The sequence below is a fragment of the Populibacterium corticicola genome, from assembly GCF_042683685.1.
Taxonomy (GTDB): Bacteria; Actinomycetota; Actinomycetes; order Actinomycetales; family Cellulomonadaceae; genus Timonella; species Timonella corticicola.
Genome location: NZ_JBHUOP010000005.1, coordinates 199,620 through 224,349 on the forward strand (window position 1 = coordinate 199,620; position 24,730 = coordinate 224,349).

19 protein-coding genes are annotated in these 24,730 nt (G+C 59.4%); 11 read left to right on the top strand and 8 right to left on the bottom strand.

Going from position 1 to position 24,730, the window contains the following annotated elements:
* The first annotated feature begins 31 nt into the window (after positions 1-31).
* Both ACFSYH_RS12865 and ACFSYH_RS12870 read left to right on the top strand, forming a co-directional pair.
* Positions 32-655, top strand: a complete 624-nt coding sequence (locus ACFSYH_RS12865; RefSeq protein WP_377467422.1) for an aromatic ring-opening dioxygenase LigA — start codon at positions 32-34, stop codon at positions 653-655.
* A 222-nt stretch (positions 656-877) separates the two neighbouring features.
* Complete coding sequence (locus ACFSYH_RS12870) at positions 878-2,476, top strand: hypothetical protein (RefSeq protein ID WP_377467425.1); 1,599 nt, start codon at positions 878-880, stop codon at positions 2,474-2,476.
* A 284-nt stretch (positions 2,477-2,760) separates the two neighbouring features.
* Here the strand turns inward: ACFSYH_RS12870 and ACFSYH_RS12875 are convergent, their stop codons facing one another.
* A complete protein-coding gene (locus ACFSYH_RS12875) occupies positions 2,761-2,997 on the bottom strand; it encodes a hypothetical protein (RefSeq protein ID WP_377467427.1) in 237 nt (78 codons plus the stop codon).
* A complete protein-coding gene (locus ACFSYH_RS12880; RefSeq protein ID WP_377467429.1) occupies positions 2,994-4,754 on the bottom strand; it encodes a PspC domain-containing protein in 1,761 nt (586 codons plus the stop codon). The genes ACFSYH_RS12875 and ACFSYH_RS12880 overlap by 4 nt, the downstream gene beginning before the upstream one ends.
* Positions 4,755-4,920: 166 nt before the next feature.
* Between ACFSYH_RS12880 and ACFSYH_RS12885 the strand changes: the two genes are divergently transcribed.
* The 3 genes from ACFSYH_RS12885 to ACFSYH_RS12895 all read left to right on the top strand — a co-directional run bounded on the left by ACFSYH_RS12885 (position 4,921) and on the right by ACFSYH_RS12895 (position 7,976).
* Positions 4,921-6,285: an ATP-binding protein gene (locus ACFSYH_RS12885; RefSeq protein WP_377467431.1), complete on the top strand. Its 1,365-nt coding sequence runs from the start codon at positions 4,921-4,923 to the stop codon at positions 6,283-6,285.
* Complete coding sequence (locus ACFSYH_RS12890) at positions 6,279-6,932, top strand: response regulator (protein WP_377467463.1); 654 nt, start codon at positions 6,279-6,281, stop codon at positions 6,930-6,932. The genes ACFSYH_RS12885 and ACFSYH_RS12890 overlap by 7 nt, the downstream gene beginning before the upstream one ends.
* Before the next feature lie 258 nt (positions 6,933-7,190).
* The gene (locus tag ACFSYH_RS12895) at positions 7,191-7,976 is read left to right on the top strand and encodes a sirohydrochlorin chelatase (RefSeq protein WP_377467433.1); all 786 of its coding nucleotides are present in this window, start codon (positions 7,191-7,193) and stop codon (positions 7,974-7,976) included.
* 244 nt (positions 7,977-8,220) lie between these two features.
* Here ACFSYH_RS12895 and cobA read toward each other — a convergent pair whose 3' ends face one another.
* The 5 genes from cobA to ACFSYH_RS12920 form a co-directional block, all read right to left on the bottom strand.
* Positions 8,221-9,522, bottom strand: coding sequence for a uroporphyrinogen-III C-methyltransferase (gene cobA, locus ACFSYH_RS12900; protein WP_377467435.1), 1,302 nt, complete (start codon positions 9,520-9,522; stop codon positions 8,221-8,223).
* Between the two features lie 107 nt (positions 9,523-9,629).
* The gene (locus tag ACFSYH_RS12905) at positions 9,630-10,934 is read right to left on the bottom strand and encodes a sulfate adenylyltransferase subunit 1 (RefSeq protein ID WP_377467437.1); all 1,305 of its coding nucleotides are present in this window, start codon (positions 10,932-10,934) and stop codon (positions 9,630-9,632) included.
* On the bottom strand, positions 10,934-11,869 hold the full coding sequence (cysD, locus tag ACFSYH_RS12910) for a sulfate adenylyltransferase subunit CysD (RefSeq protein ID WP_377467439.1): 936 nt from the start codon (positions 11,867-11,869) through the stop codon (positions 10,934-10,936). Before cysD ends, ACFSYH_RS12905 begins: the two co-directional genes overlap by 1 nt.
* Positions 11,866-12,690 (bottom strand): phosphoadenylyl-sulfate reductase, encoded by an 825-nt coding sequence (locus ACFSYH_RS12915; protein WP_377467441.1) that lies wholly within the window; start codon positions 12,688-12,690, stop codon positions 11,866-11,868. The genes cysD and ACFSYH_RS12915 overlap by 4 nt, the downstream gene beginning before the upstream one ends.
* Complete coding sequence (locus tag ACFSYH_RS12920) at positions 12,687-14,621, bottom strand: nitrite/sulfite reductase (protein ID WP_377467443.1); 1,935 nt, start codon at positions 14,619-14,621, stop codon at positions 12,687-12,689. The genes ACFSYH_RS12915 and ACFSYH_RS12920 overlap by 4 nt, the downstream gene beginning before the upstream one ends.
* 457 nt (positions 14,622-15,078) lie before the next feature.
* Between ACFSYH_RS12920 and ACFSYH_RS12925 the strand changes: the two genes are divergently transcribed.
* The 6 genes from ACFSYH_RS12925 to ACFSYH_RS12950 all read left to right on the top strand — a co-directional run bounded on the left by ACFSYH_RS12925 (position 15,079) and on the right by ACFSYH_RS12950 (position 21,425).
* Positions 15,079-15,432: a hypothetical protein gene (locus tag ACFSYH_RS12925; protein ID WP_377467445.1), complete on the top strand. Its 354-nt coding sequence runs from the start codon at positions 15,079-15,081 to the stop codon at positions 15,430-15,432.
* Positions 15,433-15,534: 102 nt separating this feature from the next.
* Positions 15,535-16,017 carry a DUF456 domain-containing protein gene (locus ACFSYH_RS12930; RefSeq protein WP_377467447.1) on the top strand — a complete coding sequence of 161 codons (483 nt, stop codon included), beginning with the start codon at positions 15,535-15,537 and terminating at the stop codon, positions 16,015-16,017.
* Between the two features lie 172 nt (positions 16,018-16,189).
* Entirely contained in the window at positions 16,190-18,679 is a 2,490-nt protein-coding gene (pcrA, locus tag ACFSYH_RS12935) for a DNA helicase PcrA (protein ID WP_377467448.1), read from the top strand.
* A gap of 173 nt (positions 18,680-18,852) precedes the next feature.
* The gene (sucC, locus tag ACFSYH_RS12940; protein ID WP_377467450.1) at positions 18,853-20,019 is read left to right on the top strand and encodes an ADP-forming succinate--CoA ligase subunit beta; all 1,167 of its coding nucleotides are present in this window, start codon (positions 18,853-18,855) and stop codon (positions 20,017-20,019) included.
* A 19-nt stretch (positions 20,020-20,038) separates the two neighbouring features.
* Positions 20,039-20,929 (top strand): succinate--CoA ligase subunit alpha, encoded by an 891-nt coding sequence (sucD, locus tag ACFSYH_RS12945; protein WP_377467452.1) that lies wholly within the window; start codon positions 20,039-20,041, stop codon positions 20,927-20,929.
* A 130-nt stretch (positions 20,930-21,059) separates the two neighbouring features.
* On the top strand, positions 21,060-21,425 hold the full coding sequence (locus ACFSYH_RS12950; RefSeq protein ID WP_377467454.1) for a hypothetical protein: 366 nt from the start codon (positions 21,060-21,062) through the stop codon (positions 21,423-21,425).
* A gap of 301 nt (positions 21,426-21,726) precedes the next feature.
* Here ACFSYH_RS12950 and ACFSYH_RS12955 read toward each other — a convergent pair whose 3' ends face one another.
* Positions 21,727-24,207, bottom strand: coding sequence for a glycogen/starch/alpha-glucan phosphorylase (locus ACFSYH_RS12955; protein WP_377467456.1), 2,481 nt, complete (start codon positions 24,205-24,207; stop codon positions 21,727-21,729).
* Positions 24,208-24,730: the final 523 nt, after the last annotated feature.

A 24,730-nucleotide genomic window follows, 5' to 3' on the forward strand; every position in this document is an offset into this window, starting at 1 on the left:
CACCACTCACCACGGAAAGCGGGTAAACCCCATGTCCACCACAGTCACCGTAAACCAGAACAAGACCCCTAAGCTCCTGGGTCTGATCGTCACCATCCTCGGTGCGGTCATGCTCGTTGCAGGTCTCGCGGTTTACATCTTCGCAAGCGGCTACCTGAAGGACGAGCGCATCACTGTTTCTGCGGATGCAGCTTCCTTCGCAGGCAAGCAGGTTGCCGGCCCATTCACCGCATTCGCGCAGGCCGACATCATCAACACCCACGCACTCGCAGTCCCAGACGTTGCGACCCTCGACCCAGCGATCTCCAACGCAGCGGAGTTCGCTGAGGAACTCGGCAACAAGACCTACGCCGAGCTTGGCGGAATCGGTAACAAGTACAAGGACGAAGTAACTGCGCTCAAGTCTGGTGGCGCAACCGACGAAGACCCAGCAGTTGTTGAAGCACAGGCAAAGGCCGACGCGGCAGGAGCAAAGCGCACCTCGGTCATGAACGGTTCGTTCCTCCGTGCCTCGCTGTTCACGTCGGTGGTCTCCTTCGGCGTTGCAACCCTCGTCATGGGTGTCGGTGTGGTCTTCGGCCTCACCGGTTACGCAATCATCCGCCTCTCGGACGGCGCAGTCGTCGAAACCAAGAAGGCAGTTGCCTCCGAGTGATGCAGGTCTCGATCACATGAATCTTTGATCGAATAGCAGAACGTAAAAAGTGTGGGAAGCCAAAATGGCTTCCCACACTTTTTGTATTCACGCGTGTGCCGCGATGCCGATGCCTTTGTGTTTCGGTAAATTCAAGGCAGACGAAACATCCGAGTTGATGTATTCGCTTGTCGCAGGGAAAGCAGGCGCTGCCCGATCCAGCGTCCGCAACAAGGAGGAACAGTGAGTTCACGAATTACGATCAAGCCGACACCCGCGCTGGGGTTTGGTGGCTTGATTGCGATCATCGTTGGTGTGTTGATGATTCTTGGTGGTGGGATCGCCTGGGCGATGGTTTCTCAGCAACTTGCATCTGAAAACATCTATGTGGCAAAGGACGCTCCATTTTTTGCCGACCGTCTCGTCAACGACCCGCTCTCGGCCTACGCACAGGCCGAGGCGATCAACAAGCACGCTCTTGAGGCGAGTGGTGGAAAGACCTATGCCGAACTTGCCCAAGACGATCCGACCCGCCAGGTCGTCATGAATGCAGCCTTCCTACGTTCATCGCTGTTCACTTCGGTGGTCTCATTCGGGGTTGCCGCCCTAGCAATGGGTACCGGTCTCGTCTTCGTCATCATCGGCTGGGCATTACGCCGATCAGCTGGCGGACCACCGATCGTGATCGACCTTGACTCCAGTGCGCCCGTGGTTGTGGCGAACCAGCACGGAACCGTACTGAACGCGGAGTCCCATCTCTCTGACGAGCCCTCGGCTCCCGACGTCGCGTCCAGTTCGCGTGCCGGTGAGGCAGTAACCTCCGTCCAAAGCGCTCCGACTGCCTCGGTTCCCGTGCCTGGTGCCGGACCGGTCCCAGCGCCATCTCGCGCACCGGTTCCACCAGCCGCTACGTCATCTGCTTCCGTCGCTCCTATCGAACGTAGGCCAATCACCACCGTCTTCCCGAATGCAGCGACCTCGCCCGTGCATGCGAGCGCACCAAGTCCTGAACACTCGGATACCCAGGCTGGGGATACAACCAAAACGCGAGTCTCATCACCGGACGCTGCAACGAAGCCAACTGACATATCAGAACCCGTCTCCATGTCTCCACGTGCAGAACGTGAGTTGACCAAGCCGCCGACCCTACCAACCCCAGTTGTCGCGCCATCACGTAACTCGACTCGCGCGACCACTGGCATGCAGCCAACTGTGCCAAATGGCCCGGGATCTTCTACCCTTCCCGCAACCAACGTCCCATCTGTCCCATCAGCGGCAACGGGTGCGACACCGGTAGTTAACCCGGCGACAGGTGGACAGAACGGGCTACGTCCACTGACGCGCTCGCCGCTTCCGGTTCGATCTTCTGCCTCGGTCCGTTCGGCGACTTCGGCTCGAACCGCGACCTCCGCTCACACCGCGACGTCGGCGCGTTCAGCAGCATCGGCCTCGACTGGGGCGTTGCCAGCCATCCCAAGTTTTGATGACCTGATCGCACCCGAGAACTCAGCATCGATCTCACGGGCGTCCCGCTCGCAGCGGGCTCTCAACGAATCACGTCGCCGGGTTGAGGAGGAACAGACCCGAACCGGAATGACCGGAACCATCCCGATCGTTGGCGGTGAAACCAGGCGTTCGCGTTCTCAAGGCTCAGCCGCTTCGCCAACAGATGCCCCTGCTGCTCCAGTGTCACAAACGTCAGCCAAGTCGGCGGCGAGTGCCGCCGAGGTAAGCCCGTTCGCTCCCGACGCCAAGCGTGAGGTTACGGAAAGCGAGGCCAAGGAACCCCGCCCGATCACTGGCGCTATCTCGTGGCAGAGCCCGCAAGATCGCCTGAAGTAAATCGGTCCTTTCCGGTTTGAGAGTGCTGGATTCTTCACTCACCGTGTTTGCGAGTGCTAGTTTGGCCGCTCTTCAGGTGGGAAGTAGGTCTGTGAGTGTCGTATACACTCACTTAACGACGAGTGGGCTGGGCCGCCAGATAAAACTGGCGGCCCAGCCCACTCGTCGTTCATCGGAATCTCACAATGACTCGGTGGGGCTGTTTTGGTCCGGGTACACAGTCAGAAACTGCGTACCCGGACCAAAACAGCCCCACCGGCTTGTTCGCTGCGTGAGTGTTCCTGTCAGGAACGAGTCGACCTGGCGATCGAACTACCCACCAGCAGCACCCCGCAGACACCCAGTGCGATGATCAGGATCAGTTGCAGGTCGAGTGTGTAGCCCAGCGAACCGAGCATTTGGACGACACCGATGGTGGCGATGATCAGTCCCCACACGAGCGTGCCGTAGCGGACCCTCGTGCGAGCCGGCTGTTGCTCAGCGATTGGAGCTGGCGAAACGGACTCTGGCTGGTTGCTCATCGGTTTACCTCAACTTCTTCATTGTCACTCAACGTGTTCGTGGGGTCTTCGCCGGGGAATGTCCGGCTATCGGATACTCCGCTGATGTCGATGCTTCCTAAACCGAGACTGATGTTGACGTTGACCTCGGGTGGGTCCGTGAGAGTCGAACTGCTGTCTTGACTGTAGCTCTGGGTGCCGACCACGCGGCTGCTTTTGTTTTGGTGTGGGTCGCTGTACTCACCGGCGCCAAGAGAACTTTCGGTATGGAACTTAATCGTCGATGGGAAGATCACGGTGATTTCGCCAACGCCACCTGAAACGTCGATGTCGAGTGGTTCGGATCGTTCCGCGAACTCGGACAGTGGGATCTCCGTCAGATCGAGGTGCAGGTCACCCACCCCAAACGAGAAGCCGCCCTCAATCTCCGCAATGCTCTGTGGGGTCAACGACTGGCTGCTGATACCAGTGAAGTTCTGTGCCTTGAAGTTTGCTCCTGCCACGCCGGTGATTCCGAAGAAGAGCGCAGCGATGAGCGCCATGACGCTGAAGAAACCTGCACCTCCAGACGGCCGTCCACGAAGCCCGTTCACGATCACCATGAGACCACCCAGGATGATTGCGATGCTGACCACAAGTGACAGAGCGACTGAGCCTTGCTCGAGGTAGCCGAAGTGGACTACGCCGAGAAGGATTGCAGCCAGTACCAGGGTCAGACCGAAACCGATGGCGAACTGTCCCTTTGGTTTTGCGGGTTCTGGTGTTGGCGGGGTCCACTCAGCGGCCCGAGTGCCGTCCCAATTGTATTTGCCCGACCAATCTGCCTGATTGTTCGACCACCCGGACTGATCGTGTGCCCAGTCGCCGTGAGCGGTCTCGGTGTAGTTGTCAGATCCTCCACCCGTGAATCCGTGTGCGTAGGGCTGCGTGCTATCGGGGTTGGGAATGGTCTGGGTATCGTTCATGTTGCCGCCTTGGTGAGATACGTCAGGCACCGAGATGATGGCTGTGTCCGCGGTGGGAGAGCCATCTGAGTCCGCAGCGTCGACTGAGTCGGACTGTTCCGTTGCCTCCGCGGCAGACTGCTCGGATGAAGCCTCATCGTTGTGCGAGGGAAACTCGGTTGTCTGCTGTTCTTCGGACAGGTTCGAGATCGACTGTTCTGATTCGGGATGCTGTACTCCTGGTACAGGTTGCTGTGGTGCCCCTGACTCTGAGAAACCCGGAGTGGGAGGGGCGAACGGCGGGTTCTGACCTGTTTTCTTCTGAGACTCGTTGTAGATTGCGTACACCGCGTAACCCACTGCCGCTATGAACGCGAACCACAGCAGCCCGACCAGAGGCCCCGGCAATGCCTCAGCGAACAGGAAGAAACTGCCTAGCGATCCAAAGCCCATCAACGCCGCTAGACCGATGACGATGAGGGCTCCATCAAAATTTCCGCGAACCGCTTCCTCCGCGTGGATGCGCCCATCGCGTTCTTCTGGAAGCAGCGCCCAGGCCGCCGCATAGGCGAGGAGAGCGAATCCTGTGGTCACGATTCCGAGGAGGATGAAGACTACTCGGACCACGAGCGGATCAACGTTGAGCCGGCGGGCGAGCCCTCCGGCCACACCTCCGATCCAACGTGATTCAGAGCGGAAGAATCCGGACTGCCGGATGCTCTGGAAGAACTTGTAGCCGCCGTGGTTGCCATTCTGAGGAGATTGTGGCGCTGGCGGTACCCAGCCGTTCGATGGTGGCTGGTAGCCGTTGTTGTCAGGAGTTGAAGTGTTCATGCTTCTATCTTTCCGTTCGTGCTGAACCGAAACTATCGGGTATTCCCCTGATCTTGGTGGGAGCGCGTCTCGGGGTAACCCTGACTACCCTGATTTTTCCCCGATTTGCCGCGAAGTGGGGCGCTTGTACGGCTCATTGGATGGGCGTATGTGTGAAGATCGAAGGGTGTCTATTTTCTTGCCGCAGGTTGATTCACGGCCCCGCCTGCCGTTGCGCCGCCCTCCATCGGGTGCGCGCCTCGCCGGAGTGTGCGCAGGTCTCGCTGCGCACCTGCGTATTGATGTTAAGCACCTGCGCATCTTCATGATTTTGTTGGGACTGGCCGGTGGTATCGGTGTGGTCGCATATGTGTTTTTGTGGATTACCATCCCCGCCGGTGAGCCGGAGGAACTGGCGCGGGAACTGGATCCGAGTGCCCGGCTGGCCAAGCCGCTGATTGTCGACGAGTCCACAGGTGACAGTCCTTCGTTCAGGTTCCGTGAGTGGTTGCGTCGGATTCCTGTGCGCGATATCGCTTTTGGTCTGATCCTGTTGACGGTGACGGTCCTACTGGTTGCGTACCGGTTTGGATATCAGTTGCAGTGGTCGTGGGTCTTGTCGGTGCTGGTTGTCGGCGCGGGTCTGCTCCTTGCGTGGAGTCAGCTTGATTCGGCGCAGCGTGGGCAACTGCTGGGCACCGGTACGGCCAAGACTCCGGCGAGCGTATTGCGTCTTGCCGGTGGTGTCGGTCTTGTGGTCGTGGGTGTGCTGATGTTGGTGGGACGTGACCAAGACCAGAGCCCGATGATGCAGTCTTTGATCGCGGCCATCGCGGTTCTGCTCGGAGTCGCACTGGTTCTTGCTCCTTGGTGGTTGCGGTTGGTGAATCAACTCGGTGAGGAACGTGCCCGCTCCGCCCTCGCCCGGGAACGCGCAGAGATCGCCGCGCACCTGCATGATTCCGTGTTGCAGACGCTTGCACTGATCCAACGCTCAGCCGACAGGCCTGGCGAGGTCACGCGTTTGGCACGGAACCAGGAACGCGAACTGCGGGCGTGGCTGTACAACGACCGAGCCTCAAGCGGAACATCGTTGGCCGAGGAGGCCCGAGCAATTGTCGCCCAGGTCGAGAACGACCTAGTGTTGGCTGGCGGGGGAGATGAAACCATTTCGATCGATCTGGTCGTGGTTGGCGATGCGGTGCCAGACCAGGACAGCGAGGCCCTCCTCGCAGCCATGGCAGAGGCGCTCAAGAATGCTGTGCGGCACGGTGAACCACCGGTGAGTGCCTACCTTGAGGTACGCGACGAGGCGCTTGAGGTGTATGTGACCGACCGTGGCGAAGGTTTCGACATCTCGCAGATCGCTCCAGACCGATTTGGTGTACGCGAATCGATCATCGGACGGGTGGAACGCCGAGGTGGCGCGGCAACGTTCCGTAAGATGGCTGTTGGTGGTACGGAAGTGTCGCTGAGGATTCCGCGTAAGGCCACGGAGACATCAGGTGAACAGTCCGCAGAATCGACAACTCAGAGAGGTGAGGCATCGTGATTAGGGTTGCGATCATTGACGATCACGACATGTTCCGCGCAGGGGTTCGGGCCAGCCTGAACGATCAGGTCAACGTGGTGTGCGAAGCCGCGAACGTGGATGATGCTGTCATCGCGCTGCATGAGCACCTACCCGATGTGGTTCTACTGGACGTACACATGCCCGGTGGTTCGGGCGGCGGAGGGGCCGAGGTATTGACCCGCTGCGGTGACATCGTTGGCGGTACCAGGTTCCTTGCCCTGTCCGTGTCCGATGCCGCAGAGGATGTCGTTGCCGTGATTCGTGCAGGCGCTCGCGGATATGTCACCAAGAACATCTCCGGTCCCGAACTGCTCGATGCCATCGCTCGGGTCAATGGTGGGGATGCTGTGTTCTCGCCGAGGTTGGCTGGATTCGTGCTCGATGCGTTCGGTGCTCAGACTCAGAACACGACTGCGACTGTCGATGATGATCTGGATAAACTCTCCGCCCGAGAGCAGGAGGTCATGCGACTGATCGCTCGCGGATACACCTACCGTGAGGTGGCCGCGGAGTTGTTCATCTCGATCAAGACCGTGGAAACCCACGTCTCAGCAGTGCTGCGGAAACTTCAACTGTCGTCCCGCCATGAACTCACGCGTTGGGCTGCCCAGCGTCGCCTCCTCTAGCCATCTCCCAACCACACGTACCTTCCCCCAAAACTTATGCTCCCCACACCACACTTACCCCCACTTTGAGAGCAACCCAAAAATCGAGGGGCTGAAATTGGTCCGGTGGCGTGTATAAAATACACGCCACCGGACCAATTTCAGCCCCTCGACGGTGAGCGCTTCGTTGTGGGTCGATGTGTCTGTAACAGCGGGTTACAAGAGTCCGCTTTGCATGCCATCTATGCTTGGCGTGCAGAAATTAGGCAGAATATAGGGATGGCACTCCCAGTACTCGTAGCGACCGCCCACGGAACCGATAACCCGGTCGGACAAGAGGTCATCAGCTCAGTTGTCGCTCAGGCCCAAGCGCTTCTGCCCGATACCAAGGTCCTTGAAACCTATGTCGATGTGCAATACCCGCAGGTTGACGAGGTGCTCGAAGGGCTCTCCGCGCAGGAAACGGCCGTTGTAGTTCCGCTCCTGTTGTCCACCGGCTACCACACCGTGCATGACATAGCTGGTGCGGTACGCCAGCGCAACCGTCAGGCACGCGACACCGTTGGCACGTCAACGCTGGGTCCTCATTCTGCGCTCGCGGAGATCCAAGTCGACCGCATCGCAGAGGCCACCGACCGGCCAACCCATGTCATTCTTATTGCTGCTGGTTCTTCGGACGCCCGGGCACAAGAGGACATAACCGCGCAAGCCGAGCTGTTGCGTATCGCATTGTCGGAGCGTCACGGCGAGGGAGCACCTGCGGTGAGTATCGGCTATCTGAGCGCATCCTCCCCAACGGTGTCTGAGACGATCAGCGCTGCCGTGGACGCCTACGCGGTGAATGCCGAGCAACCTACCGAACCGGTCAACATCGTGCTCAGTTCCTACCTGCTCGGTCCGGGTTTCTTCCAGAACAAGCTACACAAGATCGCGGCCGAACCGCTGACAATCGAGGCGGACTCCGCAGAAGAGACCCCCGAAATCAACGTGCTGGTGACCGAACCTCTGGGCGCTGACCCACGTCTCGCGCAGATCGTTGTGGAGCGCTATCAAGCCGCTCTGTAACCAGCACTCCTGAGACACCCAAAACCCATGTCGTAGGTGAGCCGCCCAGCAACACTTTGGGCCTTGAACGTTGAATGATTCAGTCATCGTTCGGACAGAAAACTCGGTGGGGCGAAAATGGTCCGGATACCCAACATAAAGTTGGGTATCCGGACCATTTTCGCCCCACCGAACCTATGTCTAAGCGAGGTGTCGGCTGGGTATGAAGTTTGCTGACTGCGGAGGCTGAAGACGGGTGGAAATCCTAGAGCGACGAGCCTGGCAGCGATGAATCCGCAAGACTGAATGCTGAGAAACTGTCCCGCAGCGCATCGGCGCGGAGCACCACATCGCCGATCACGGTGATGGCGGGCGGCTTCACGTCTGCCTCGCGGGCCCTCTGAGCAAGGGTTTCCAGCGTCGCAACCGTAGTACGTTGACGAGGGCCAAAGCCATCCTCAATGATCGCGCACGGAGTGGAACCAGGATTGCCTTGGGCGATGAGGGTTGTGGAGACCTTCTCGAGTTGCGCCACGCCCATGAGCAGCACGAGCGTGTGGTTGTCCGCCAGCGGAGCAGCACCAAGGTCGGAGTGCGCGGTGATGACCGAGAACCCGCGGGCAACACCACGGTGCGTTACGGGGATGCCGGCTGCTGCGGGAACCGATACAGCGGAGGTCACGCCTGGAATCACGCTGACCGGAACACCTGCCGCACGGCAGGCGTCCAACTCTTCGCCACCGCGACCAAACACGTAGGGGTCCCCACCCTTGAGCCGAATCACCCGGCGTCCAGCAAGTGCTCGATCCACGAGGATCTCGTTGATCTCCGACTGCGAAACGGGGTGATCCCCACCGGACTTTCCAACGTCAATGATCTCGACGCCGCTACCCACCCAGTTCAATACCTCTCGGGGAGCCAACCTGTCGATCACCAGAACCTCAGCGGAATCGATGGCCTGCTTTGCGGCAAGGGTCAGCAGTTCAACGGCACCTGGTCCACCGCCGACGAGAACAACCTCCCCAGCGCCAACCGCATACGAAGAAGACGCTGCCGAAGCCGTACGATCAAGCGTGGTGGTGCGCAGCAGTGAGGAAATCTTGTTGCGCAGCGAGATGGTCCGGCGTGGCTTCGGGTCCTTGGCCTTTGAGGACACGACCGCAATGGTCGCATCCCCATGCTCAACGAGGGCCGGTGCCCAGGCTGTCGCATGCTCAGCATCCCCACCCTTGAAGCAGAAAATCTGGTGCTGCTCCGCCCACGCTGCCACCTCGTCGTCAATCTGCGGGTTGCCGGTCGCCGTGGCAACCAGCCACGCGCCACTCACATCGCCATCAACATACCCGCGTGGCACCCACGTAGCGGGTTCGCCTCCCGTGGTGCGGTGCGCGAAGTCGAGCGATGCGATCAGTTCCGTCATGTCCGAACACAACTGCGGCGCAATCACCGTGAGGCGGGCGCCAGCGCGCCCCAGCAGGCGAGCGCGACGGGCTGCGACAGGGCCGCCACCGACAACGACGGCGAGCCGTCCGGTCAGTTGCAGACCGATGGGAGTGATCGTGGACATGATGAACCTTTGTTTGTTTAGCTACGAACTGCATTCGTCTTCGGTAGGGGTTTGCTCCGCGAAATCCCCACACTCCGCTGCACTACTTTGTCCGTAACAGATGCCGGTCAGATTGCGTACTGCAACGAGCGAGTTTCGGGGGCGATCGAACCGGTCAGAGCGTTGCCAACCATTCCTGCTGCAAGCGTGTAGCCCGAAGCAGGGTCGATGAGCAGGAACGAACCGGTGTTGCGGTGCTGAGCGTATTCCTCAGCGATGATTGGAGCGGCGACCTTGATGGTCACGGTTCCGATGTCGTTGAGGCCCAACTGTTCGGTTGGGTTGACCGCTGCGGTGTTGAGGTCGAGCAGACCGGTCACGTCCCGCACGATGGCCTGAACGGTCTTGGTTCCGTGCTTGAGTAGAACGCGTGCACCTGGCGCGAGCGTGCGCTCAGCGAGCCACGCGATGGTCGCGTCAATTTCCGTGACCGCGGCTGGAACATCCTGAGCGGAGACGATGACATCGCCGCGGGCGATGTCGATCTCGTCGGACAACCGAATCGTGACGGACTGCGGCGCGAACGCCTCCGTGAGCGACTTGCCAGCAAAATCGATGCCGTCAACGCGGGTTGTGCGACCGGACGGCTGAACAACCACCTCGTCGCCAACCCGGATGACGCCCTCGGCCACTGCACCGGCGTATCCGCGATAATCGCGGAATTCCGGGGCTGCCGAGGACTGCGGACGAATTACCGTCTGCACGGGGAAGCGGAACGAACCATCCTGCGGCGCCTGCGCGCCGGGCAAGTCCTCAAGAAGTTCCAGCAGTGCCGGACCGTCGTACCACGGGGTTTTGTCTGACTTGTCGACGATATTGGCGCCTTCCAGCGCCGAGACCGGAATCGTGTCGATTGCGTCAATGCCAAGAGCCGCCGCAGCCTCACGGATTTGGGTGTCAAGCTCCTTGTAACGTTCCTGAGAGTAGTCAACGAGGTCGATCTTGTTGACCGCGACCACCACGTGTGGAACGCGAAGCAGCGAGGCCACTGCGAGGTGACGGCGGGTCTGTTCGAGCAGACCCTTACGCGCGTCGATGAGGAGGACAACCACGTCAGCGGTCGATGCGCCCGTGACCGTGTTCTTGGTGTACTGCACGTGGCCGGGGCAGTCGGCCAGAATGAAGTTGCGCTTGGGTGTGGCGAAGTAGCGGTAGGCGACATCAATGGTGATGCCCTGCTCACGTTCCGCACGCAAACCATCGGTCAGAAGTGCAAGGTCGGCGGTTGCCAGACCGCGGTTGCGAGAAACCCGCTCAACCGATTCGATCTGGTCGGCAAGAACCGATTTGGAATCGAACAGCAACCGACCGACGAGCGTCGATTTTCCGTCATCCACGGAGCCAGCAGTGGCGAGGCGAAGGAGGGTGCTCATTAGAAGTAACCTTCTTTCTTGCGGTCTTCCATGGCCGCTTCGGAGATGCGGTCGTCAGCGCGGGTGGCTCCGCGTTCGGTGATGCGGGTTGCCTGGATCTCGGCGATGACAGCGGCAACGTCCTTTGCATCGGACTCAACGGCTCCGGTGCAGGACATATCGCCAACCGTGCGGTAGCGCACGAGGCGGTTCGTGACGGTTTCGCCGTCGCGCGGGGTAATGAACTCACCGACCGCTAGGAGCATGCCATCGCGCTCAACCACGTCACGGTAGTGCGCGTAGTAGAGCGATGGAAGATCGATGCTCTCGCGTTCGATATAGCGCCACACGTCCAGTTCAGTCCAGTTGGACAGCGGGAACGCGCGAACGTGTTCTCCTGGGCGGTGCCTGCCGTTGTACAGGTTCCACAGTTCAGGGCGCTGGTTGCGTGGGTCCCACTGGCCAAACTCATCGCGCAGGGACAACACGCGCTCCTTGGCGCGGGCCTTCTCCTCGTCGCGGCGTCCGCCACCGAACACGGCATCGAACTTGTGCTCCGCAATCGCGTCCAAAAGCGGTTGGGTCTGCAGCGGGTTACGTGTGCCATCGCTACGTTCGGCGAGCCTGCCGTCATCGATGTAGTCCTGAACCTTGGCGACCTCAAGACGCGCGCCGATCTTCTCCACGGTCACGTCGCGGTAGTCGATCACCTCAGGGAAGTTGTGGCCCGTGTCCACGTGCAGCAGAGGGAACGGGACTGCTGCAGGCCAGAATGCCTTCTTCGCCAGATGCAGCATCACCACGGAGTCCTTGCCGCCCGAGAACAGCAGCGCTGGGCGCTCAAACTCGGCGGCTACCTCGCGGATGATATGGATGGCCTCGGCTTCGAGAGCATCCAGAAGGTCGAGTTGGTGGGTCTGGCTGGCCGCAACCGGGTGCGAGTTATTGGCGGTCATACGTGCAATCCACATTCTGTCTTGTCAAGTCCGGCCCAACGGCCGGAACGCGGGTCTTCACCAGGGGCTACGCGCTTGGTGCAGGGCTGGCACCCGATGGAGGGGTAGCCATCGTTGAGCAGGGGGTTGATGATCACGTTGTTGGCTGCCGCATAGCCGAGCAGTTCATCAAGACTCCAGGCTGCAAGCGGGTTGACCTTGACCAGGCCATTCTTCTCATCGAACGTGACCAGCGGGGTGTTGGTGCGGGTGGGGGCCTCATCGCGGCGAACACCGGTGATCCACACCTCGTAGTCCTTGAGCGAGGCGGTCAGCGGCTCCATCTTGCGCAACTGGCAGCATAGAGCAGGGTTGCGGGACCACAGATCCTTACCGTGTGCCGTATCCTGCTCGGCCACGCTTTGGGCTGCCTGAACGTCCACGATGGTCAATTCCATCGAGTTTTCCACGTTGTTTCGCGTACCAAGAGTCTCAGCGAAGTGATAGCCGGTTTCGAGGAACAGGACGTCAACCCAGGGGATCGCACCCTGAACGGTGTGGGGGAGCACGGCATCCGCCATGGAGCAGGCAACAGCCGTACGGTACCCGAACGTGCGTGCGACCCAATCGATGATCTGATCGTAGGAACCCTCATCTACAGCTCCGATACCGGAGCCGGAAAACAGTTCCTCGCCCTCGCGGGCAAGGGCACGCAGTTCCTCGGTCGAACGACGCGGACGTGCCCAATCACTCTTCCGCTGTTCGGCGATGGCTTCGCGCGACGCGGTGCGGGCGGCTTCTCGTGCGAGTGCTGCTGCGCGGGCTTCAGCAAGCGAACTCATACCAGGTCCTCCTCCGGAACTCTATGAGACCACTGCGCGAAGGTCTCGTCGCCCTCACGTCCCTTTTCAAAGTTGCGGACCACGCGTTCAACGTAGTTGGGGATATCGGTCGCAGCGACTTTAAGGCCACGTACCGTGCGGCCAAGCCCTGCCTCCTCGCGGGTCTCCGATGCGAGACCGCCTCCGAGGTGTACCTGGAAGCCTGGGACCTGCTCGCCCTCATCGTTCATGATGAGCTGGCCCTTCAAGCCGATGTCAGCCGTTTGGATTCGAGCACATGAGTTCGGGCAGCCATTGACGTGCAGACGGATCGGCTTGAGGTGGCTGATATCGCCGAGACGCTGATCGAGTTCCGCGATAGCCGCAGTTGCCGTGTCCTTCGTGTCCACGATGGCCAACTTGCAGTACTCGATACCCGTGCAGGCGATCGTGTTCCGGCGAAATGCACCCGGGCGAGGGTTCAAGCCCAACGCAGCCAACTCGTCGGCAACCCGGTCGACTTCCTCCGCTGGAATATCGAGCACAAGCATCTTCTGGTGCGGGGTGAACCGAACCCGCTCAGAGCCTGCGCTCTCCGCAATGTCCGCAACCTTCACCAGGATGCTGCCTGAAACGCGGCCCACGTTCGGTGCAACGCCGATGTAGAACCTGCCGTCCTTCTGCTCGTGGATGCCCACGTGGTCGCCCGGTGTCTTGGGCTGCGGTGCTGGCGGACCATCGAGCAGCTTGTAGCCGAGGTATTCGGTCTCCAGGATCTCGCGGAACTTCTCCACCCCCCAGTCCTTGACCAGGAACTTGAGGCGTGCACGGTTGCGCAGACGACGGTAACCGTAGTCACGGAATATCTGGGTGACGCCCACCCACACATCGACGACCTGGTGTTCAAACACGAGCACGCCGAGGCGCTGCCCCAGATGCGGGTTCGCGGAAAGCCCGCCACCAACCCACAGGTCGTAGACGACACCGTGCTCGGGGTGGACGTAGGCGACATAGCCGACGTCGTTGATCTCGTGAACGACATCCTGGCTTGGGTGACCCGTGAACGCGGTCTTGAACTTACGGGGTAGGTTGGACAGTTCCGGATCGCCCACGTACTTCTCGGTGATCTGGTCGATCAGGTGAGTGGGGTCGACGATCTCGTCCTTCGCGATACCTGCAACCGGGGAGCCAAGGACCACGCGGGGCACGTCACCACACGCCTCAGTGGTCTGCATGCCGTTCGATTCCAAGCGACGCCAGATCTCTGGGACATCCTCGACCTGAATCCAGTGATATTGAATGTTCTGACGATCCGTGATGTCGGCGGTGTCGCGGCCAAACTCCTGGGAGATCTCGCCGATCACGCGAAGCTGTTTGGTGGTTACCGCGCCTGCATCGAGGCGCACACGCATCATGAAGTACTTGTCCTCGAGTTCGTGCGGCTCGAGTTGCGCCGTGCGACCGCCGTCGATTCCAGGCTTACGCTGCGTGTACAACCCCCACCAGCGGAACCGTCCGTGCAAGTCCTCAAGTGGGATCGAGTCGAAGCCGCCCTTGGCGTAAATGTTCTCGATGCGTTCGCGAACGTTCAGGCCGTTGTCCTTGGCCTTGAGTTCCTCGTTGGCATTGAGGGGAGTCTTGCCATCGATCTTCCATTGCCCGTTAGGACGTGCGGCACGCGCTGGGCGATCTCCTGCAGCCCTTGCCGGCCTTTCGCCAGCGGGGCGAGCTGGACGCTCAACCGCAGTCCGGGCAGGACGTTCTCCCACCGCACGCGCAGGACGATCGGCTGCCGCTGCACGTGGTGCCCGCGCAGGACGATCGGCTGTCGCTGCCTGAGCCGACTCATCACCTGCCGTGCGCGCGGACGGCGCTGACTTCTCGTCGGAAAGCGGGGTCTTCTGCGGCTCGGCAGGTTCGCTGCCGGTCTCGTTCGCGTTGTGCAAGGTCATTTCTAGGCTGTCCTTCTTTAATGCTTGGTGCCTAGATCAGGTCGCAGATGTAGATAAGCGTGTGCTCTGATCATGCACCACTAAGTAGGGCGGTCCCCAGAACTACGGGGAGGGGGCTGGTTAGCGATCAACAACAGCAACACGTGAACGAAGGCACCTCAAACGAAGCACGCATCATTGATGCGGCAGCGAGTTGCGAGGAGGCACCTTGGGTCATAAATGGAACGGTACGCGTCTTAAAACACTGCGTCGAGGGCGTCCAAAATATGGAGTTAACCATTGTTAACGACGTGCGTGACAAATTAACGATTGTTTACAGAGGTTCACATAGGTCACCTCAATTCATGGAATCTATCTTGGGTTTTCGAGGAAAATCGCCGTTTTGTGTGATCGACCCTACTCCCAAAATTTCTTAAGCAAGATGGCAACGATTCCGGAAAATCTCTAGGATTGAGACATGAATTTCCTCTATGTAGCGCTCCTGTTCCTGCACCTCGTCAGTTGGGCGATTGTCCTTGGCGGGTGGATTGCCACAATCAAAAAGCCAGGACTGTACAAGGGCATCCCGCACGCGGCGCTCACCGCGCTGGTCACCGGTGTGCTCATGGTCGGGATCGCGGAAATGGGTGACGGAACCGTCAACCACATGAAGATCGGCATCAAATTGCTCATCAACCTCGTGGTGGTTGTCCTCGCGTTCCGTGCGAAGAAGGCCGGAGACGATGCACCACGCGCTCTGATCACCACGATCGGGGTGCTGACGGTTGTGAACATCGCACTCGCGCTGTTCTGGGGCGGGCGTCACCTCTGAGACTGTTGTTCCTTGGAGGGCATGCACCTGCTGGTTGCGTGCCCTCTTTGGGCTTCGGGGTTGGGAAGAACGAATGTCGCTGGGTCCGGATAGCCTTGGATCATGATCTTTCCTCAAGACCTATTCATCGCTCTGGCCATCCTGGTGGGCCTCATCGGGGCGATCATTCAGATCATTCCGGGTGGGTTTATCGTCCTCGGTGCGATCCTCATGTGGGCGATCCTCACGGGTGGCGCTGCGGCATGGTGGATATTCGCTGCGGCAGCGGTTGTGACGATCGGTGGAATTGGGTTGAAGTTCCTTGTTGCAGGTAGGCACCTTCAACGTTCGACTGTCCGAAACTCGTCAATTCTCATTGGCCTTGTGGCTGGTGCGGTTGGATTCTTCGTGATTCCAGTCTTGGGTCTTCCGCTTGGATTCATCGGCGGAGTATTCGTGTGCGAATACATTCGTGAACAGCAGCTTGATGCGGCGTGGCGTTCCACGGTCGTGGCCCTCAAAGCCACCGGACTCACCATCCTGGTCGAGTTGTGTGCGGCACTTGTCGCAACTGCGCTGTGGATTGTCGGACTCATCATCACTTAAGCAGGCCACGCACGGCGCGAGAGAACCTTGCATACCGTGGACTCGTCGTAAATCCGGATTGCCGACGATACGGGTGGGCTGGTAGCGCCCGCCCCCAGCGGATGGGGAGAACAGCGTGGAGCGATGTAGAACACAAAAGAATGTCAGCCAAGACGGATAGGCTTAGAAGGCTATGGATTCTTTGTTTGGAAACTTGCCCACGTTCACGTCCGCTGCCGAGGATGAAGTCCCCGACTTTGCGTTCATTCCAGAGCCGGAGGACAACTCGTCTGCTGCTGTTGACAGGTTGCTTGACGGGCTCAACCCGCAGCAGGCACAAGCCGTTCAACATGCTGGAACGCCACTGTTGATTGTTGCCGGGGCGGGTTCCGGGAAAACCCGCGTGTTAACCCACCGCATCGCCTATCTCTTGGCAACCGGGCGAGCCTGGCCAAGTCAGATCCTCGCAATCACCTTCACGAACAAGGCGGCAGCAGAGATGCGCGAGCGTGTCGCCCAGATCGTGGGGCCAGACGCCGAACGGATATGGGTATCCACCTTCCACTCCACCTGTGTGCGGATTCTACGCCGTGAGGCTGAGGCAATCGGCATGAAGAAATCGTTCTCCATCTATGACTCCGCAGATTCCCAGCGACTCATCACCCTGATCCTGCGCGAGCTTGATCTGGACCCCAAGCGCTTCACCGCAAAGTCTTTGGCGCACAAGATCTCCAATCTCAAGGATGAGCTCGTCTCTCCGATTGAACTTCGCGAGAGCCCTGGCGGTAGCGAATATGACGCGATCGTCGCTGACGTATACGAGCGTTATCAACGTAGGCTCACCCAGGCCAACGCCATGGACTTTGATGACCTCATCGTGCGCACTGTCGAACTGTTCAAGAAGGCACCTGCGGTTGCCGAGCACTACCGCCGGAAGTTCCGGCACATTCTGGTTGACGAGTATCAAGACACCAACCATGCCCAGTATGAACTGGTCAAAATGCTTGTTGGTCCCGCAGAAGGTGCGGTGCCTCCCGGGGAGTTGACCGTTGTGGGCGATTCTGACCAGTCCATCTACGCATTCCGTGGCGCGACCATTCGCAACATCCTTGAGTTTGAGAAGGACTACCCGAACGCCACCACGATCCTGCTTGAGCAGAACTATCGCTCCACGCAGAACATCCTTACCGCAGCCAACGCGGTGATCTCCCAGAACGGTGGCCGCCGCGCGAAGAACCTATGGACCGCGGCTGGCGATGGAGCCAAGATCGTGGGTTACGTCGGTGACAACGAGCACGAAGAAGCTCGTTATATTGCTCGAGAGATCGACAAACTGCAGGATGAACACGGTGTTCGACCCGGTGATATCGCCGTCTTCTACCGCACCAACAACCAATCGCGTGCACTCGAAGAAGTCCTCATCCGCGTGGGCCTGCCCTACAAGGTTGTCGGCGGCACCAGGTTCTACGAACGCAGGGAAATCAAGGATGCAATCGCGTATCTGCACGCAATCAATAACCCCGCGGATGACATCAACCTGCGACGCGTCTTCAACGTACCCAAGCGTGGCCTAGGGGACAGGGCAGAATCGCTCATTGCGGCGGCTGCTGAGCGTGATGGGGTGTCGTTCAACGATGCGATGTTCGCAGCCGGGACGATTCCCGGCATGACTGCACGCACGCTCAACCCATTGCGCTCCTTCACTGACTTGATGAAGGAACTGCGCGAAACCGCGCAAACGGCGGGCCCGGCGGAAATCTTGGGAGACGTTCTCGACAAGACCGGCTATCTTGTGCAGCTCCGCGCAAGCGACGATCCCCAGGACGGCACTCGCGTGGACAACCTCGCAGAACTGCATGCCGTGGCCTCCGAGTTCGAGAAGGAGAATCCCGAGGGGACGCTCTCAGATTTCCTTGAACGGGTCTCACTCGTTGCGGACGCAGACCAGATTCCATCGAGCGATGATGCCGGGCACGAGAACACACCACGCGTCGACAACGGGGTCATCACACTCATGACACTGCACACCGCGAAGGGACTCGAGTTCCCGGTCGTGTTTCTGACCGGTATGGAGGACGGAACCTTCCCGCACATGCGCGCTCTGCAGGATGAAAGCGAACTCGAGGAAGAACGCCGACTCGCCTATGTGGGAATCACCCGTGCGCGCCGACGCCTTTACATCACACGTGCCTCCACCCGGTCATCGTGGGGCGCCCCGAACGATTTCCCACCATCACGGTTCCTTGATGAGATTCCTGAGGAACTGTGGGACTGGGCGCGCCGCCAATCCAGCGCGGAAAGCGCACGAGCACGATACGGCTACGGTTCGCCAACATCGTATGGTTCAGGAAGCGGTTCATACTCACAGAGGTCCTTCTCTGACGACGATGACTTTGGCACTCCCATCGGTGGACGTGGTCCGCGTAGGGACCCGACGCCTGCGTGGAAAAAGAAGCCAGCTACTTCCCAAGACAAGACACCGATGTTCAACAACCCCAGGGCCAAGTCTGAGGCAGACATCCCGCAACTGGCTGCTGGAGATCGGGTAACGCACGACTCGTTTGGTCTCGGTACGGTTGTCTCCGTGGAGGGGGTTGGGCGTAACGCAACGGCCACCGTGGATTTCGGGGGAGATGGGCCGAAACGGCTGCTTCTCAGGTTTGCCCCGGTCACCAAACTCTAGGACTTGGCGGAGAGGCTCCATGCCTTTCACCACAGGGCTTTGCGCGGGAGGCTGACAAAAGTGGTTCACTCCACAGGCCCTTGTGTGACTTAAGACCCGATAACAGTTAATCTTAAGAAAATGTCTCGACGTCGAGATATTTTCTAGCCCGGTCGATGGAAGGACTCAGCAGGGTGGACCTGTTCGAATACCAAGCTCGCGACATCTTCGAGAAGCACGGCGTACCTGTATTGGGCGGCGTCGTTGCAACCACTCCACAAGAGGCACGCGAAGGCGCAGAGAAACTAGGCGGCGGAACAGTCGTCGTGAAGGCCCAGGTAAAGACCGGTGGCCGTGGAAAGGCAGGAGGCGTTAAGCTCGCTCACTCGCCACAGGAAGCGGAAGAACGCGCCAGCGAAATCCTCGGAATGGACATCAAGGGTCACACCGTCCACCGAGTCATGATCGCTGCTGGCGCCAAGATCGCCCAGGAGTTCTACTTCTCGGTGCTGCTCGACCGCGCAAACCGCTCCTACCTTGCAATGGCAAGTGTTGAGGGTGGAATGGAAATCGAACAGCTCGCTGTTGAACGCCCAGAGGCCCTTGCAAAGATCGAGGTCAACCCCAACGTCGGAATCGACGCTGCCAAGGCCCTCGAAATCGCTGAGGCTGCTGGTTTCGCGGACGACATCAAGGACCAGATCGTTGACACGTTCCAGAAACTGTGGACTGTCTACTCCGAGGAAGACGCGACCCTCGTTGAGGTCAACCCACTGGTCCTGACCGAAGACGGCAAGATCGTTGCCCTCGACGGAAAGGTCTCGCTCGACGAAAACGCGGGTTTCCGTCACCCAGACCACGAAGCACTCGAGGACAAGGCAGCAGCCGATCCACTCGAGGCAAAGGCAAAGGAAAACGACCTCAACTACGTCAAACTTGACGGACAGGTCGGAATCATCGGTAACGGTGCTGGCCTTGTGATGAGTACCCTCGACGTTGTCGCATACGCCGGTGAGAACCACGGTGGCGTGAAGCCAGCTAACTTCCTCGACATCGGTGGTGGCGCTTCCGCGGCAGTCATGGCCGCTGGTCTTGATGTCATCCTCAACGACCCACAGGTCAAGTCGGTGTTCGTCAACGTGTTCGGTGGTATCACCGCATGTGACGAGGTGGCCAACGGTATCGTCAAGGCACTCGAAATCCTCGGCGATGCAGCAACCAAGCCGCTCGTCGTGCGCCTCGACGGAAACAACGTTGAAGAGGGTCGCGCGATCCTCACGGCAGCTAACCACCCGCTCGTAACCCTTGCCGAGACGATGGACGGTGGAGCCGATAAGGCCGCCGAACTCGCGAACGCCTGATAGGGAAGAAGGAAGACACATGGCTATCTTCATCAACGAAAACTCCCGCGTCATCGTTCAGGGTATGACCGGTTCCGAGGGACAAAAGCACACCACCCGCATGCTCGCATCGGGAACCAACATTGTTGGTGGTGTAAACCCACGCAAGGCCGGAACCTCGGTTGACTTCCCACGCGGCGAAGAGACTGTTTCCGTTCCTGTCTTCGGTTCGGTAGCGGACGCAATCGCGGAAACTGGTGCGGACGTGTCGGTCATCTTCGTGCCACCAGCCTTCACCAAGGCCGCTGTCGTTGAGGCCATCGAGGCAGGCATGCCGTTGGTGGTCATCATCACCGAGGGCGTGCCCGTGGCAGACACCGCAGAGTTCTACACCCTCGCAGCCGAGAAGGGTGTTCGCCTGATCGGCCCGAACTGCCCAGGTATCATCAGCCCCGGAAAGTCCAACGTCGGCATCATCCCAGCCGACATCACTGGTGGAGGAAAGATCGGACTCGTATCGAAGTCTGGCACCCTCACCTACCAGATGATGTATGAGTTGCGGGACTTCGGATTCTCCACCGCAATCGGAATCGGTGGTGACCCTGTCATCGGCACCACCCACATCGATGCTCTGGCAGCGTTCGAGGCAGACCCAGAGACCGAGGCAATTGTCATGATCGGTGAAATCGGTGGTGACGCTGAAGAGCGCGCTGCAGCCTTCATCAAGGAAAACGTGACCAAGCCTGTTGTCGGCTATGTCGCTGGATTCACCGCTCCCGAGGGTAAGACCATGGGACACGCTGGTGCTATTGTTTCCGGTTCGTCCGGAACAGCAGCAGCGAAGAAGGAAGCGCTGGAAGCCGCAGGTGTGAAGGTGGGCAAGACCCCGTCGGAAACCGCTGCTCTCATGCGTGAGATCCTTTCCGCCTGACGCCTACCTCCCATAGAAGAAGCGTTGGAACAACGCGTCGTACCCGTAATTCGACGTTGCGTAGGGCCGAACCTCCATCTAGGAGGTTCGGCCCTTTTGTTTTTCACGGCGCAACGACTACATTCGTGTCATGGCAAACGCAACGAAGGGCCGTTCGAAGAAGAAAAAGGCCCACACCCCACAGGTCCGTAAGGCAACCCAACTTTCCGCCGCTGAGCAGAGGAAGGCGGCGCGCAAGGTCGCTAAGAAGGTTTCTGAACCGTCGCTGTTCAAGACCGCGTGGTTCTGGATCCCACTGCTAGTGGCGCTGGTTACCTCACCGGCGTTGGCATTCCTGTCGGCTGGTGTTGGCGTGCTGATTGTGATCGTAGGGGCGTGCCTGCAAAAAACCGACCGGATGCGTGGACGCCTCCTCGTAGCTGGACTTGGCGCGGTCATTGGTTCGCTGCCATACATCGTGTATCTCGTGCTTGGCTGGGTTGGCGTCATCGGCTGATCTCCACCCCTTCCGCGCGGGTGGGTGTGGTTAAGGGTATTGGTTTTGTCTGGTGTGCGAGTGTCCCAGGCACTCGCACACCAGACAAAACCAGTACCCCTAATTTGGGGCGCTGGCTTGGCGACGATCCGGTCACCTCACGCACTCCCGTCCCGACCCAGCCCGGCTAGGTCGAGAGATGAAAGCGCACCAGCCCGACTCGTCGAAAATCTAGTATCTTCCTAGACAAAAGTTGTGTGGCCCGCAACTATACAGGTTGCAGGTCACACCACTTTTACAGATTGCCCGGGTGTAGTACCGGTTACTTCTCCATCCAGATGCGGTCCAGGTAGTCCTGGATCGAACGGTCAGAGGAGAAGAACCCGGTGCGGGCCACATTCAGCACGGCTGAACGGTTCCACGCGGCCTTGTCGCGGTACTTCTCCTCGACCTTTGTCTGGATGTCCAGGTAGGAGCGGAAATCAGCGAGAGCCATGAACCGGTCGTGCCACAGCCAGTCCGAGACAATCGACTCGAACGCACTGCGGTCACCGTTCGAGAACGCACCCGAGGCGATCAGGTCGATTGCGAGCTTCAAATCGGCATCCTTCTCGTAGAACTTCGATGGCACGTACCCGGCTTGAGCGAGTGACTCAGCATCAGGTTCAGTCATGCCGAAGAGGAAGAAGTTCTCGTCGCCCACGAGTTCGTGGATCTCAACATTTGCGCCATCGAGCGTTCCGACGGTGAGCGCCCCGTTCAAGGCAAACTTCATGTTTCCCGTACCTGACGCTTCCTTACCGGCCAACGAGATCTGCTCGGACAGGTCAGCGGCAGGAATCAACTTCTCTGCAAGGGTGACGTTGTAGTTTGCTGGGAAGGCGATCTTCAAACGCCCCTGAAGCTCGGGGGCGTTGTTGATCCGGGCCGCCACGGCGTTGATCAGGGCAATTGTCTCCTTGGCCATGCGGTAGCCCGGCGCTGCCTTCGCACCGAACACGACAACGCGAGGCTCGATGTCCTCAGCGTTCAAGGTTCCCGCAAGAACGCGTGCATACAGCGACACCACGTGCAGGAGTTTAAGGGACTGGCGCTTGTACTCGTGCAAGCGCTTGACCATGACGTCGTAGATCGCATCCGATGGAAGCTCAATACCATCGCGGGCCGCAAGGACCGCCGCGATACGCGACTTGTTGTGCGCCTTCACCAGCGCGAACTGCTCAAGGAAACCAGAATCGTCGGCAAGCGGTTCAAGCTGCGAAAGCTGCGAGAGATCGCGCACCCAACCGGTGCCGATCGCGTCATTCAGCAGGTCTGACAACTCCGGGTTGGACAAACGTACGAACCTTCGTGGCGTGACACCGTTCGTGACGTTCGTGAACTTGTCCGGCCAGTACGCCGAGAAGTCCTTGAGCACATTGTCCTTGAGCAGTTGCGAGTGCAATGCTGCAACGCCATTGACGCGACGTGAACCGACCGTCGCAAGGTGCGCCATGCGCACTGCGCGGAACGGCTGCTCTTGAATGATCGACATCTGGCGGACCAACAGTTCGTTACCGGTATTGAGGCGAACCTCGTTCAGGAACTCCTCGTTGATGCGGTAGATGATCTCAAGGTGACGCGGCAGCAGGCGGCCAAACAGGTCAACGGGCCACACCTCAAGAGCCTCAGGCAGGAGGGTGTGGCAGGTGTAGTTGAAGATCTCGCGGGTGATGCTCCAAGCATCGTCCCACTCAAGCTCATGGTCATCCACAAGCAGGCGCATCAGTTCCGGGATACCAACGACCGGGTGGGTGTCGTTCAACTGGAACGTGATGTGCTGTGGCAGGTCCGCGTAGGAAACCCCGCGTTCGAGGGTGCGTGCAACGAGGTCGCGGATGGAGGCCGCCACAAAGAAGTACTGCTGCTGAAGGCGCAACTCCTTACCCTGTGGAGTCGAGTCCTCTGGGTAGAGCACGTTGGAGATGTTCTCCGCGTAGGTGCGGGCGCGAACCGCGTTCTCGAAGTCACCGGAGTTGAAGATGTGCAGGTTGAACTCATCGGCTGCGCGGGCACTCCACAGACGCAGCGTGTTGACGGTGTCGGTTCCGTAGCCCGGAACTAGATAGTTACAGGGCACGGCTTGGACGTACCAGCCCGGTACCCACTTGCGGGCAGGTTGCCCCGCGGAGTTGATCGTGTCCTCAACACGACCTGCAAAACCGATAGGTTGTGCAAGTTCAGGGTGCGTGATCTCCCACGGCGTACCGTGTGACATCCAGGTGTCTGGCTGTTCCACCTGGTGTCCGTTGACGAACGTCTGGCGGAAAATACCGTAGTTGTAGCGGATGCCGTAGCCAATGGCTGAGATGTCCTTGGTCGCCAAGGAGTCAATGAAGCACGCGGCGAGACGTCCCAGACCACCGTTCCCGAGACCTGGCTCGATCTCGTGCGCGATGAGTTCGTCAAGGTCAATGTCAAGGGTGGACAGCGCCTCGCGGGCGGTGTCCTCGAGTCCGGTAGACAGCAGCGCATTCCCGGTCTGTGGGCCCAGTAAATACTCCGCCGACAGGTAGGCGACTGTCTTCCCGTTCTGTTCAGCTTGACGGGCCTGCGTTGCCTGCCAGCGGTCAATCAGCGGGCGCAGAACCGTGCGCACGAGTGCGATGTATTTATCTTGATTGGAAGCCTGCGGGAGTGTGACACCGCGGGTGTATTGCAGTTCATTTGTGAAAACGCGGACAAACTCCGTGGCATCCAATGCGGGAGATGGTTCGTGGTCCTGCGCTGCCTCGGGGGAGACGGTTGATGTCCGTGCGTCCATGGGGCCTGTCCTTAACTGTGTGTTCGGCGTTCAACTGAGATCTGTGTGGCTTGCTTTGCCTGCAGTCGCTGGGAGCGGGGAGGCGGAAGTTGAACCTGTTCGATGCTATCGCGCTAGGACCGCGGTAGACGTGAGCATTTCGGTTAAATCTTTGTGCCCGTACTTTTGGCGCTGCTTGGTGGTCTCTGGGCGAACCGTATGGTGGTCTCTTAGTTCTGTCTGCATTGGCGACGATTGAGGTGCGTTTACGCAGTTAGGAGCCGCTGTGTGCGGTGTCACGTTGTGTGGGTTTGATTTTCATAGTCGTGGGCCACTAATGTTTTTATCTGTCAGCACGACACCACGGGGTATGCCGGTGGGGATGATGCTGACCACCTCCTCTTCTCTTTTCCTGTGTTGTGCTGTGATCGTTTTTGTGGTTGTGGTGTGGTGCTGGTAGGGTTGAGAGGTTGCCCCGGTTCGGGTTCCTGCTGTTGTGGTGGGGGTTTGGGTTGGTGTGTGGTTGTTGTTTGATATCTCAATA

What these genes read in the sequence shown, in the direction of transcription:
- ACFSYH_RS12865 (WP_377467422.1), top strand. Translation starts at nt 32, where the DNA reads ATGTCCACCACAGTCACCGTAAACCAGAACAAGACCCCTAAGCTCCTG.
- ACFSYH_RS12875 (WP_377467427.1), bottom strand. Translation starts at nt 2,997, where the DNA reads ATGAGCAACCAGCCAGAGTCCGTTTCGCCAGCTCCAATCGCTGAGCAA.
- ACFSYH_RS12880 (WP_377467429.1), bottom strand. Translation starts at nt 4,754, where the DNA reads ATGAACACTTCAACTCCTGACAACAACGGCTACCAGCCACCATCGAAC.
- ACFSYH_RS12895 (WP_377467433.1), top strand. Translation starts at nt 7,191, where the DNA reads ATGGCACTCCCAGTACTCGTAGCGACCGCCCACGGAACCGATAACCCG.
- cobA (WP_377467435.1), bottom strand. Translation starts at nt 9,522, where the DNA reads ATGTCCACGATCACTCCCATCGGTCTGCAACTGACCGGACGGCTCGCC.
- ACFSYH_RS12905 (WP_377467437.1), bottom strand. Translation starts at nt 10,934, where the DNA reads ATGAGCACCCTCCTTCGCCTCGCCACTGCTGGCTCCGTGGATGACGGA.
- cysD (WP_377467439.1), bottom strand. Translation starts at nt 11,869, where the DNA reads ATGACCGCCAATAACTCGCACCCGGTTGCGGCCAGCCAGACCCACCAA.
- ACFSYH_RS12915 (WP_377467441.1), bottom strand. Translation starts at nt 12,690, where the DNA reads ATGAGTTCGCTTGCTGAAGCCCGCGCAGCAGCACTCGCACGAGAAGCC.
- ACFSYH_RS12920 (WP_377467443.1), bottom strand. Translation starts at nt 14,621, where the DNA reads ATGACCTTGCACAACGCGAACGAGACCGGCAGCGAACCTGCCGAGCCG.
- ACFSYH_RS12925 (WP_377467445.1), top strand. Translation starts at nt 15,079, where the DNA reads ATGAATTTCCTCTATGTAGCGCTCCTGTTCCTGCACCTCGTCAGTTGG.
- ACFSYH_RS12930 (WP_377467447.1), top strand. Translation starts at nt 15,535, where the DNA reads ATGATCTTTCCTCAAGACCTATTCATCGCTCTGGCCATCCTGGTGGGC.
- pcrA (WP_377467448.1), top strand. Translation starts at nt 16,190, where the DNA reads ATGGATTCTTTGTTTGGAAACTTGCCCACGTTCACGTCCGCTGCCGAG.
- sucD (WP_377467452.1), top strand. Translation starts at nt 20,039, where the DNA reads ATGGCTATCTTCATCAACGAAAACTCCCGCGTCATCGTTCAGGGTATG.
- ACFSYH_RS12950 (WP_377467454.1), top strand. Translation starts at nt 21,060, where the DNA reads ATGGCAAACGCAACGAAGGGCCGTTCGAAGAAGAAAAAGGCCCACACC.
- ACFSYH_RS12955 (WP_377467456.1), bottom strand. Translation starts at nt 24,207, where the DNA reads ATGGACGCACGGACATCAACCGTCTCCCCCGAGGCAGCGCAGGACCAC.